The following is a 13135-nucleotide window of genomic DNA, read 5'->3' as shown; positions in this document are numbered from 1 at the left end:
TTTCAAGATAAAATCTCACCCGAGCGATAGCATGCAGCTATATAATCCCTTGGCTGATAATAGAAATCCGTATTATAATCTGACAGATGCTCATCAATCCAGGAATGATAAACCTCCCAGATCCCATCTGTTATCGCTTCATTTGAATACAAATCTTCTATCAGACGTTCATACACCTCCCCCATGGTCCAATAATCAGGAACTCTATATCTGCACTCCTTTTCATTATCAAAATCGCCTTGTGTTATTCCATATTCTTCTATAAACTCCACTGCTACCGTTTCAATTGGTTCACAATGAAAAACATCTGCATACTCGTAAATTCTTTCAATAGCCTCTTTCCCAAGCTCATCTGTAATTTCTTTTCTTGTCCTTTTCATCCTTCTTCCAATATATTCAATTAAGCTGCAAGTAAAAAATAGTTTATCATTATTTTTTGTTCCCATACACTACCTCGCTTCCAATAAAGTCGAGAGTATCAAGAGCAGAAATAGTATGGAAACTAATTTGATGAGTTGGATGATTAAACTTTACAAGTTCCCAAAATGCTGCCCTTGATATCTTCCCATCCATAAAGTTCTGAACATAATTAAATATTGAATCATCAGCCATAGGGCCTTCTACAATATCATAACTGTGAGACGCTCCGTTTCTGCAAGCGATAATAAAATCCAACCACTTCTCCGTCATTTTACTGAAGCTTAAGATCTTTAGTTGATCGTTAAGAGTGTACTCATACTTATTAATATAGCCATCTTTTCCAAAACGTGTTGCCCAACGTTCTGCCTGTTTTTCATATTTTGTACAATAGAAACCAAAATAGAAGTTCTTGTTATATCGGGCTTTTCTTATTTCTGGATAATCTACAATTTGTTTCCATGGTACGGGATCATATTACTCACCCTTATAAAAAATATACATAGATTATTCTGACCATATTTTTCCATCTGACACAGTCAGTATTAAACAATAACCTCCTAATTGCACCCCTTACTTTTTATAACATGACTGCCCTGCCAAACTCAACATCCAAAACCAGCCCCATTTCTTCTGTATACTGCTCTTCCGTACGCAGCAAGAAAAAATCTTCTTTCATGTCTTCCGTAATTTCCTGAAGCATGCCCGCAGCAAAGAGTTTCTGAAATTCGTTGTTATATACATTGATGCAAAACTGCCCTGCCTGTCTCATTAGTCTTTTTGTAAAACCTTCATATTTTAATCTTGTCAGTATCTCATCCGCCGCTTGTTCTCTGTTTATAAAAATAGTCTTTGTATTCTCTTCTATGATTTTAAACTCTCGGCTTACTTTAGCAAAAGGGAATCTTCCTTTTCTAAACTCTCCTAAAATATCTTTTTTGTCCAGACTTTCTCCCCGGAAATGATACAGCATTCTAAAATATTTAGACACGGATTCCAGCGAAGATATGTCAGCTTCATCCTCCAGTAAATCTTTCGTAACCGCAATCTGTTGTTTCTGTCCTGGGACATATTCTTTTTCAACAAATTGAAATATATAAGTCTTGCTCTCCTCGACGCCTCTTTTCCCCTCTCTGTTGCATCTTCCCGCTGCCTGAATGATGGAATCCACTCCGGCTAACTGTCTGTAAACTGATTGAAAATCCAAATCCACTCCGGCCTCTACAAGGCTGGTTGATATCACAATACATCTTTCTCCATCCTGCAAACGCTTCCTGATCTCATCCAACACACGTTTTCTATGGCAGGGGTACATGCACGTAGAGAGATGATATACTCCTTCATTTTCCAGTCTTTTATAGATGTTTTGTGCCCTCTTTTTCGTATTCACTATACATAGTGCCTGGCTTTCTGTTTCCAGTCTGGCAACTAATTCATCCTCCGATATCGTTTTCAAATTTTGAAAGGATACACGTTTAAAAAACTGGAACTGTTCCTTGCATCTGGGACACAATTCTTTTGGTGTTACATCTTCCTGAAAAAATTGTGATAATGCCGGCTGTGTCGCTGTACACAGAACAATACTTGACCGATAACGTTTTAAGAGTTCTTCCATCATCGCTATACATGGCTTTAAATAATCATTCGGCAGCATCTGTGCCTCATCAAAAATAATCACACTGTTCGCAATATTATGGAGCTTCCTGCACTTAGATGATTTATTTGCAAAAAGAGACTCAAAAAACTGGACATTTGTCGTAACAATCACTGGCTTATCCCAATTTTCTGCAGCCAATTGCATCGGCTTTAATTCTTCATCACTTTCATAATCTACATTGCAATGATTTTCCAGGACATTATTCTTGCCCAGAATCTCACTGAAAACTTTGGCATTTTGTTCAATAATACTGGTGTAAGGAATCACATAAATAATTCGTTCCATATTGTTCTTAACGGCATGTTGGAGGGCAAAGGCCAGCGAGGCCACTGTCTTTCCGCCACCAGTTGGTACTGTAAGGCTAAAAAGTCCTCTGTCTGAATTCCCCATATCCAGACAGTTCTTAAGTATTTCCGTCCTTCTGCCATTTACCGTTTCAATATCCGTATTAGCGATCCAGCCTGAAATATGTTTTTTTAGTCTTCCAAGCAATATTTCTACAGAATCACCTGGATCTCTGGCTGTTTCCCCTGGTTTCATAAAATTTTCAGTATCTAAATAATCAGCATCTACCAGACAGGAATAGAGCATTCTGATAAACGTACTTAGCGTAAAATCTATATTTTTGGCGTCCTTTGGATTAAACGGAGGATTTGACAAAGGCGGAACACTGATCTCTTTTTTATATGCCTGATAGTCTTTCACGTTTTTCTTCAGCCTTCCCTTTAAGGTAGACGCCGTACTTGTATTCGAGTCCTCTCCCGTATCTGGCAAGCCTGTATGATGCCCAGCTATACAGTAACTAAGAAAGCCATACATGCCGCCTATTTCATAGCATAATTTTGCCCCAGCGGTAGAATGGTCAACACGTATATTGCTGCCTGCCAGGCGTTGCTGAAATTCCTCGGAATATTTTCCAATATCATGCAGCATACCACAACAATAGCCCCAATCATAGCAGCCAAAGGACTTTGCAAATTCTGCTGATAAATCGGCTACATTTATCAAATGCTCCTTTAACGTTTGTTCTCCTGAATCTTCTTCAATATGGGCTAAATATCTCATTAAGTTCCTCCTTTTTTTCTAACATAGTAAACATAACAAATCCAATGATAGTACTGTAAAGGAGATCGCCTTTTCTTAGCCTTGCTCAACTTATGCCCTCATATCGACATCTTGTACCTTGTAGCTGTGTAGGAAGTGACCATCACTGTCAGCACAGGTAGATGAACACTTGGATATTTCAATCCGCACTACTACAAGGAGCGACCATATAACCAAAGGAGGCATCATCACTATATATGTTTCAATCCACACTCCCACGCAAGGAGCGACGATATGTATACAAAATTATTCAAATACTAATTTGTATTTCAATCCACGCTCCCACGCAAGGAGCGACTGGGGGCGCGGATACCAATGTCTGCAGATTCGCAGATTTCAATCCACGCTCCCACGCAAGGAGCGACAATCTCATCCGGACAGTAATGGCTTGTTTCAGATTATTTCAATCCACGCTCCCACGCAAGGAGCGACGGTAGGCATCTTGGTTTTAAACTAAATCGACAGCGATTTCAATCCACGCTCCCACGCAAGGAGCGACAGCCCACCAGACATCAACTTTTTCCTTATACCATATTTCAATCCACGCTCCCACGCAAGGAGCGACGCGTAAAACCATCGAGTAGATGTGTTGTGATTACAATTTCAATCCACGCTCCCACGCAAGGAGCGACAATACATCCCTGTACTCAAGGTGGATGACTACATATTTCAATCCACGCTCCCACGCAAGGAGCGACAACGATTCAAAATCAAATAGTCAGTTATTGATGATTTCAATCCACGCTCCCACGCAAGGAGCGACGAGTATTTTACTCGTTATGGTTACGTTCAGAATATTTCAATCCACGCTCCCACGCAAGGAGCGACGTTACTGGAAAACGATACGCCTATGGGATCGTTAATTTCAATCCACGCTCCCACGCAAGGAGCGACCCCTGCCCCCTTGCTATGGTCACATGGATCGACTATTTCAATCCACGCTCCCACGCAAGGAGCGACTTTTTATCTCTTATGGCAGCATATTTTTTGTGCATTTCAATCCACGCTCCCACGCAAGGAGCGACAGCAAAATTGCACAGTTTTCATACACGAAAATTATGCTTTACTTCTAAATTTTATACCATACGCCTAAAAATTACAATTCTTTCCGATCAAATCATCTTTTTTTCTCGTCACTTTATCAAATTTCCCCCTTTTATCTGGTGCGAATCTCCCCGGGAATTTATGTTCACTTTACATTCGCACCTGGCCATATCCGGAATTTACCATAAGGTTATCCCAACCTGATATCACTCTGCATTACTCTCTAGTAGATATGGGGATTACTCCCCATACCCCTACACAAAACCGTACGTGCGCTATTAACGCATACGGCTTTTCACTTTATATTCATACCTACCTGTAAAACAGGCTAACCTTGATACTGGGTTCTAGTAGCGGAAATGTTCTGAGCACTCCATTATTGAATGTTTCCCATGTATAGCTCTTTTTCTGACTTCTACGATTCAGCCACTTAAATAATAGACGCTTGGTGACATTCAGAAATAGCTTAACCTCTCTTGTGTTGTCCGTCACTCCATAATACTGGTAGTGACCTCTTAGTTTTGCATTGATTGTCTTGAATATCAATTCCATGGGAATGGTTCTATGGTTCTTAATCCATTCCTTCATTGCTTTGATTTTACTGCGTAGTTTCTTTCTGCTCGTTTTCACTCTACAACGGAAAAACTGCTTCTTTGTGTCCATTCCGCAATAAAATGTGAAACCTAGGAAGTCGAAGGTATCTGGCTTTCTCTCTCCTCGTCTTTCCCTATTGTGCCTGGCAAACCTCCCGAACTCAAGAATCTTCGTCTTTTCTTCTGCTAACTCCAGTCCATACTTAGCAAAACGTTCTTCTAATCTCTGGCGGAATACTCCTGCTTCATTTTCATACTGGAAACAGCATACAAAATCATCACAATAGCGGATTAAATAACATTCTCCCCTACTTTGTCTTTTCACAATCACATCAAACCAGTTATCCAGTATATAATGTAAATATATGTTTGCAAGTATCGGACTTGCTCCATTTCCCTGTGGGGTACCTCGTTCACTGTCTGTATATTTCCCGTTTTCCATGATTCCTGCTTTCAGAAACTTCTCTACTATTTCAAGAAATCTCTTATCCGCTATATCATGACTTAACATTTTCATCAGCCAGTTATGGTCTACATTATCAAAGAATCCTCTGATATCTGCTTCCACCACATAATTCGTTTTGTGATACTGTATCATTTCCATGATTTCTCTTACTGCCTCATGGCAGTTTTGATTTGGTCTAAAGCCGAAGCTCTCATTATAAAACTTTGGTTCATAGATTTGCTCAAGTATCTGCGCGATTGCATTCTCCACCAGTTTATCCTCATAACCGGATATACCAAGCGGTCTCATTTTGCCTTTTGTTTCTTTTGGAATATAAACTCTTCTTGTTGGTTTAGGACGGTAACTACCGTTCTTCATTCTTTTCACGAGATTTTCAAGGTTTTCCTCCAGATTTCGTTCATATTCCTCTTTTGTCACTCTGTCTATGCCGCTTGCCTTATTCTTATCCATTGTTTTATGGATTGCCCTAAGACTGTCCACATTGATATATGACGCAAGATTTTGAACCCGTCTGTCGGTTACATTTGCTTTCGCAATGTTGTATTGTATTCCAAGCAATTCGTTTACCATGATATCAGCTCTCCTTGTCTGCATGATTCAGATTTACTTGAAGCTATAAAGTGTACATCCCATTCCTCCACTGTGATTAGCAGCTTCTACGGTACTATGGATGTATCGGACTTCCTGTGATCCATTTGGATTTCTATCGCATTTCTTTGGTTTGATCTCCATACCTTATACAAGGAGATAACAGGACCTCAGCTGTTCTGTATTATATATTTATCATCAACCTCGCCAAGCTCTCAGACTGGGGGACGTCCCTGTATCCTTACCATATCGGTTACAGGAGTGTTGTCTGCTACGAGAAAAAACGTATCGACCATTTCCGGCCTCATAATAATTTCCCAGCTCAATTACTTCACTTTCGTTTCGGCTCTGTTGCTCCCTGCCCTACACTTAAATCTGACGTTACCGCTTCGACTCCAAAGACTCGGTACGGGCGGTTGGTTAGACCTTACCCGACAGGATTTCCCTGCTATATATAATCAGCTTACAAAAGCGAGAAGAGTTTCCTCCACTCGCCAGAGGAAATCAGCTATGCTGATTTCTCAGCTCGCACTTCTCTTCTATTTCACCATAAATAATAAGCGTTTTCCCGATATATTTCGCTCCTCTTCATCCTCTCATTCAAACTTACCTATCCCTTCAATTATCCGCTTTGTCTTCCATTCTTTTAAGATTCCCAGAGAAAGCAATACACAAATAACCAAAGCGCATACTGACACAAATATAAATGCCCGGTAATCAAAAGAATAGTTATGTCCAAATGCCCCCATATCCGATATTTTATATAAATATTTCGAAACCGGATTTGACAATACAAATGCAATGCCAATACCTGCACACCCCAAAACCACATTCTCGATCATAATCATTTTTTTCGTCATGGACACACTAAACCCAACCGCCCGAAGCATACATACTTCTCTGGTACGTACCTGCATGCGGTAATGCAGATTATTTAACATATTGATGATTACAAGAATAAAACTGACAATTGCAATACTGTAGATATATACCATCTGTTTCCGGTATAACATTTCATTCTGTTCGATTTCATCAATAAGGCTGCGGGTGGAAACATCCGAATGCTCATTTCCAATTCTGATCAAAGCTCTCTCCAGCTCCATCTGTGCTTCTCTGCTCATCTCCTGCTTACCATTCAGATACAAACATTGAAACGAGCTGTTCGCAGCCATTTTCTTTATGTAACGGTCATGTGTAATCAAAAGGGGATAAACTGTTCTGTCACAATCCAACATATACGGGAACGATACAATTGCTGCAATTTTTACTGTGCGATTTACATATTCTGAATCTCTGTCCTGCAAACTGTCATACTCAATAGAATTAGTTTGTAAATCCTGCCGATATTTATATGTAATTTCATCACCCACCTGATACTCCATCAAAGGGGTCCCTTCTTGATATGAGCCCGGATTATCTGTTTGGTTTCCCTTTGTTCTGAAAACAGATAGTATGATTTCATCTTCGGCAAGTTTGTCCGGTGAAAATTCCCCTTCAATCACATAATTTTCCAATGCTTTCAAAGCACTTGTGTTATATCCGCATAATTTCGATTCATATATTTGATTTTCCCCGTCAAAACCTGCTTTACTATAACCATAAATCTCTTCCAGTCGTTTATTATACTCATCATAATAATTCGTATTTCTTACAACATCAGATTCATCAATTACGCGGACAGGAAGTGCTGAACTGGTCTTTATATCTGTAATTTCTTCCAGCTTCATTATTTCCTCAGCACTATTCCTTGAGACACCTTCATCAACATTCCCATAATAAAGCATAGACATTGCATACTGCCCGTTTAGATAATCTCTTTCTTTTATATCTGACCGATAAGTTTCTGCTATTTTTATTTCATATGCCAAACCGGTAAATAATGCTGCACCGAGACAAATGGTGAGTACAACAAAACAACTGGTTTTCATATCCCGGAAAATATATTTGCATCCCATTCGGACCAAAGTTCCGGTTTTACTTTCGGCTTTTTCAAGGGAAAAACCTGTATATTTCTTTTGCCTGTTTTCCCATTCCCCTGAAATGACCTGTACAACCGGTCTGTTTGTAATGCGTTTTCCGATTCTGTACCCGATTATCCCTATCCCAGCCGCAACAAGTACGACACTAAGTATGATTTCTCCTATTGGTATGATGAGAGATATCTTTGCAGATTCATTAAACAAAAAGATTTTCTTTTCAAAATCACCGGATAATTTCATTATAAAATATGAGAATAATATTCCGAACATAATCCCGATTGGTGCGCTTACGATATATATTTGATACAGTTCAGCCAGTATTAGTTTCATCACTGTCCTTTTTTTCATTCCCAATGCTCTCAGAATACCATATTGCTGTACCCTGGCAAAGATAGCAATTCGATATATTCCATAAAAAATCACCATACAGATTACAAAAATCAAAAGAACTATTTCTGCACACAGCACATAAAACTCTTTATAATTTTCTCTTGCAGGATTTTCCTTAATCTGCTTTTTCTCTATTCCTAATTGCGTCTGCAGGCGCTCTGTTTTTTCTTCATAGGATACATTCTCCCTGAATTGCAGATATGCCATGTAAGATTCCGGATCCGCCGGTTTTGCATCCATTACCGAATACATTTCCAATACCCCTGATTTTTTATTCCGATAAATATCTGACAGGATTCCTGTCAGCAAAAATTTTTCTTCCGTTCCTGTTTTATAATTTGTTAATGTAAATGTTGTTCCGATTACAGGTTCTATGCCAAGATTCAAAAGTACCCACTTTTCTGCGGCAGCTTCCCCTGTTTTTTGCGGATATGTACCTTCCATTATTTTGGCAGTCATTGTCATAACAGACTTATCGGCTTTTATGAAGAAGGCAGTCTGTTTGCTTTTTTGATAAGCAGTATATGCCCCCTGCTGTACAAATACCCATTCTATGTCCGGATCTTTTTTCAGCTTATCTATTTGCTGTTGCGATAAAGACTCTATATAACAATCACCCGGTGCATACTCTAATTTCGCCTGCAAATTCGAAATTTGAAAATTCGTTCGGATTAGAACAAGCATAACGGTAAGCAGCAGAAAGGTCAGGGAAAAACTCAGAAAAATCGCTGCTGTATTTTTTTTATAGTTCTTTAAAAAACGCAGATGCAATTTTAATTTTTCTTCCGAATTGTTTCTCATCAAACACACCTACTTTCTAACGATTTTGCCATCCTCGATCCGTAAAATCCGATCTGCAAGCTGTGCAATTTCCTCGTTATGTGTAATCATAATGACTGTCTGACTGAACCTGGCACTCGTTACCTTTAACAGCCCCAGTACATCCTGACTTGTCCGGGAATCCAGATTTCCTGTCGGTTCGTCCGTAAACTGTACCCCTGTCCCCTTATGCCTTGAAAATAGGGGCTTTAACGGAATACACACTTGTGTACTATGTAGACTTTATTATAGAAAAGGCGGGGTTCTATCCCCACCTTTATCCTACGAATGCAACCGTGTTTCCATTTTTCACATTTTCACCATTTTTATCCAACACGAAATAATATTTTTCTTACCTCCCGTTCCCTTAACTGGATCAAAATCATCTTTTTCTTGTTCAGTATAGCTAGTTATGTAACCCACTTCTTTTAACCGTTCAGCCAATTTTTTATTTTCACTTGTATTTGACATTTCAGCATTATGTCTTTTGCTTCTATCACCAAATTTAGGATATATTTTTGAAAGTTCCGAAAAACAATATTCAAAATCTGGCGCATTCAAAATAGAACAATATTTAAGCATCAAACTATTTTTTATTTCGTCAGTTAATAAGTATGTCCATGCTGTATTAAATACCGATATACTAATTTTTACATGTATCTGGAGCAAATGCTGTGCAATATGTGTAGTCATACAATTTTCTCCAAAAGCATCCAACAGAACTTCTGCATTAGAAAAATCGAGAACAGGCGAAAGCAATAGTGTTTCTAATAATTTTTCTCCCATTGGAATCTTTTCCATCACTTCCATATATTCCGCTTGATTATACAAAATAAAATCTGGACATAAATCAGGATAGACATCTTTAATTTCACCATATTTATTAACATCAAAAGGAATATATTTTTTCTTAATCAAAATTCCCACTTTCTGTTTCTCAACCTTCTCTATTGGAATATCAAATTCCAATTCTAACTGAGGTAATAGTTTCTCAAAAGCAGAATCGTCAATTGTACTTGTAATAAGTTCTTCGGCAAACACTTCATTTAAGCATTGATTTTCTAAACATGCAAGTTGCTCGCTATTTGCCTCAATGTATCGAAGTAGTTCTGGCGTAATCTTATATCTGTCCCGATAACATTTGATATTCTCCCATTTCAAGCTTATTTTTTCTTTATCTAATAACTCGTCCCAAAGAATTTTCACGCCCTTATCAAAATTAGAATCAAACTTTCCACAACATTCAGAAATATCATCTACGCAAAATTCTTCATGATTCACTAATTCCAAACAGATTTCGGTCTCTTCTGGAGCATTTTCCAACATTCTTTCTAACAAATCCATAATCTGTTCAACATCTTCCTTAGTATTATTAGGCACCAATATAATTTCCTTCACATACTGTTTCAGATTTTCTTGTATGTATTTAATTAACGGTTCATATCCTAGTGAAATAATTGTTGTATAATTGCGGGTATCTAAACCGGAAAGCATTGTACCATCTTCAAATTCCACAATCCTACGTATCATCGTACCATTTAACTCATAACGCTGATTTTCAAAAACATATCTCAAAACTTCCTCCGAAACATTTTCAATAGCAACATTTGTAAAACTAATTTCAAGTGTTTCAATTAAGGAAATCACCTTTTGATCTTGAATAGATGATAACTGCTGTAATATATCTGGATTTGTCTCTATGAAACTGCTTATATTATGCTTATCATTTAATTCAAACAAACGTTCCGAATCCACATTATTGACAAGTAATCTTAAATAAAAAATTTTTCTTTCATATGTTATTGTTATGTCTTGGACAATATAATTCCACATATTTTCCCAGTACATTGCTAATAACTGAATAAGCCTTTCTTTATATTGAGTTAGATCAATAAATTCGTCTATAAATTTCCAGCTTTCTACTGTTCCATCAGATAATTGTCCAATCAAGACTGTACGTTTTTCAATGTCCTCTTCCTCTTCTTCAGATAATAAATATTCCAAAAGAATAAAATTGAAAATACTTTTTTGTTCAAATTCATACGGTTGTAAACGCTGTATAACCATTCCAACTTTTGTCAAGTTATAATTATATGGCAGCTTTTCCATATTTTTTACTGCCAGTATATAATTCATATCTTCTTTTGTAATGCTTGTCCCCTTAAAATAATTGATATAATTTGCGTATTTTTCATCAATGTATCCTCTTCGAAGCATAAATACAAGCAATTTATTTTCAGTAACTTTTTCAGATAGTACACTATGGACTCCAAATTCTTCTATCAGCTTTTTAAGTGACCAACCTGAAAGTTCATGTACTTTCTTCTTCAAATCTTCAATTTCATTTTTTATTGAACTAACACCTTTTTCTCGAACAAATTGAAAATTTTTAATTCTTTCATAATATCGTTGAAAAACTTCTTGAAAATTATTCACAGATTTTTCCGACTGGAAACGACTCCATGTATAATACTCAATTTCAACATCCTTTAATTCCGCAAGTTTCAATAATTCAAACGAATCCTCCATTATTTTACTTACTGAATATTTATCCCAATGGCTTTTATTTATACTATATGGAATACCCTGCCAATCCACCATAGCACCAAGCATGGCTGTTTTAAGTTCTTTAACGTGTTCTAAACAGTCATCATGATATTTTTCTAGTTCCTGTGTAAGCTCATCGACCTCATTTCGCCATTGCATACATTGTCCAGAGATATATCTTTGCTTATCCTCAAAAGCTTGTTTCACTACTCCTCTCTCCATTTGAAGTTCCGCAAACTCCCGTGGATACAAATTTTTAAAAATAATCAATGCCATCATTGTTTCATCTGACAATTTCAGTTCCTGATCAGTACGAATCGTTTCCTTATAGATGACAAACTCATTGTATATATTCTGAAGAATTCGCATATCTTCAACATATGGAGATACGTCTAATATAAATTCCTGTGAGATTTCATGAACAATCCCTTTCTTTTCAGATTCCTCAAGTTTTTGTAAAAAGATTTCCCCTGAATTCGTAGAATTTATAATTGGAATTACCGGAATAATAAATTCAAAGAACTTTGTTCTGTCTGTATCAGTAAATATATCATCTCTAATAGCATAAACAAAAACGATGCGCCCCTTAATCCCATCGTAATTATTCAATAATGTATTCAATTCCCGAAGGTGGATAAAAATAGATGGATCTTCTAAACGATCTAGATCTTCAAAAAACACAATTCTATACTTTGTCTCTTCAAAGAAATATACAATTTCATCCATATTTTTATTAAATACAGTTTCCGTTGCAGTTTCAGAATTTTTCACAACTGTCTCTGCTGGCAATTTTACTTCATTTACTTTAAAGCGAAACAGCACCAAACGATATGTTCGGGCGATGATTGCCAATATTCCCGCACAAAAAGCAAGGAAAATACTATCCGAAACCATTTCTTTTAATCCAAATTTTCCGCCTGCCTCTTCTATTTTTTCGATTATCATTTGAAAAGTATCTGGAAAAAATATAAATTCCATCACTCCCAAAATTAAAAATATCAAAACCAAATATCCCCAGACACGTTTCCAATTAATTTTGTGCAGCTTCAGATATCTGCTCTGCGGGATCTTTTTATAATTGACTTTATAAAATAATTGCTTTAAAATTCCTAATTCAATTTCATCTTGTTTCAAAGAAATTTTCTTAGGATTCCCCTTCTCATCAGTTTCGTTTTCAACAAAAGTTGCCATTGAAACACGAAGCGATTTACTTCTAATAATTCTATGTTTTTTCAAATATGTATCAATAATACTACTCTTGCCCGCACCATATGGACCTGCCAGTGCAATATTTTTAACTTTCTTTTTCTTTATCGCCCAATGTAATGCCTTTAAATATTCAGCTCCATTTTCAATATCATCAATGGGCGCCAAGTCTGTAAATTCATTTTTCTTTTTCTCTTGTATTCTTTTATTTATTACTTCACGAATTTTCTCCAAAAGTGCTATCGTAGAAATCCCTCCCTCAAATTTAACTTATAGCACTATTGTATCATGAAATATTTAAATAACAAAATGAAAAAGTCTTGCT

The 13135-nt window shown here is 37.0% G+C and carries 6 protein-coding genes, 1 pseudogene and 1 CRISPR repeat array; all 7 genes and pseudogenes read right to left on the bottom strand.

Features of this window, described 5'->3' with window-relative positions:
* Positions 1–2: 2 nt before the first annotated feature.
* The gene (locus MWG26_RS06365; protein ID WP_025655202.1) at positions 3–446 is read right to left on the bottom strand and encodes a hypothetical protein; all 444 of its coding nucleotides are present in this window, start codon (positions 444–446) and stop codon (positions 3–5) included.
* Entirely contained in the window at positions 430–870 is a 441-nt protein-coding gene (locus MWG26_RS06360) for a DUF3990 domain-containing protein (RefSeq protein WP_044926594.1), read from the bottom strand. The genes MWG26_RS06365 and MWG26_RS06360 overlap by 17 nt, the downstream gene beginning before the upstream one ends.
* 127 nt (positions 871–997) lie before the next feature.
* Positions 998–3139, bottom strand: coding sequence for a CRISPR-associated helicase/endonuclease Cas3 (locus tag MWG26_RS06355; RefSeq protein WP_025655200.1), 2142 nt, complete (start codon positions 3137–3139; stop codon positions 998–1000).
* A gap of 238 nt (positions 3140–3377) precedes the next feature.
* Positions 3378–4203: a CRISPR direct-repeat array (repeat unit 32 nt; unit sequence ATTTCAATCCACGCTCCCACGCAAGGAGCGAC).
* Positions 4204–4534: 331 nt separating this feature from the next.
* Complete coding sequence (ltrA, locus tag MWG26_RS06350; protein ID WP_025655199.1) at positions 4535–5851, bottom strand: group II intron reverse transcriptase/maturase; 1317 nt, start codon at positions 5849–5851, stop codon at positions 4535–4537.
* A gap of 614 nt (positions 5852–6465) precedes the next feature.
* The gene (locus tag MWG26_RS06345; RefSeq protein WP_117440741.1) at positions 6466–9039 is read right to left on the bottom strand and encodes an ABC transporter permease; all 2574 of its coding nucleotides are present in this window, start codon (positions 9037–9039) and stop codon (positions 6466–6468) included.
* A 9-nt stretch (positions 9040–9048) separates the two neighbouring features.
* A pseudogene (locus MWG26_RS06340) lies at positions 9049–9234 on the bottom strand (hypothetical protein); the annotation flags it as partial.
* Between the two features lie 132 nt (positions 9235–9366).
* Entirely contained in the window at positions 9367–13044 is a 3678-nt protein-coding gene (locus MWG26_RS06335) for a YobI family P-loop NTPase (RefSeq protein WP_025655196.1), read from the bottom strand.
* Positions 13045–13135: the final 91 nt, after the last annotated feature.

The sequence above is a fragment of the Faecalicatena contorta genome, assembly GCF_022835095.1.
Taxonomy (GTDB): Bacteria; Bacillota; Clostridia; order Lachnospirales; family Lachnospiraceae; genus Faecalicatena; species Faecalicatena contorta.
Note: the sequence above shows the minus strand (reverse complement) of the source record. Positions and strands in the feature narration are given on the sequence as shown.

Bases quoted from the DNA above. Each gene is read 5' to 3' on its own strand.
- ltrA (WP_025655199.1), bottom strand. From the start codon at position 5,851: ATGGTAAACGAATTGCTTGGAATACAATACAACATTGCGAAAGCAAAT.
- MWG26_RS06365 (WP_025655202.1), bottom strand. From the start codon at position 446: ATGGGAACAAAAAATAATGATAAACTATTTTTTACTTGCAGCTTAATT.
- MWG26_RS06355 (WP_025655200.1), bottom strand. From the start codon at position 3,139: ATGAGATATTTAGCCCATATTGAAGAAGATTCAGGAGAACAAACGTTA.
- MWG26_RS06345 (WP_117440741.1), bottom strand. From the start codon at position 9,039: ATGAGAAACAATTCGGAAGAAAAATTAAAATTGCATCTGCGTTTTTTA.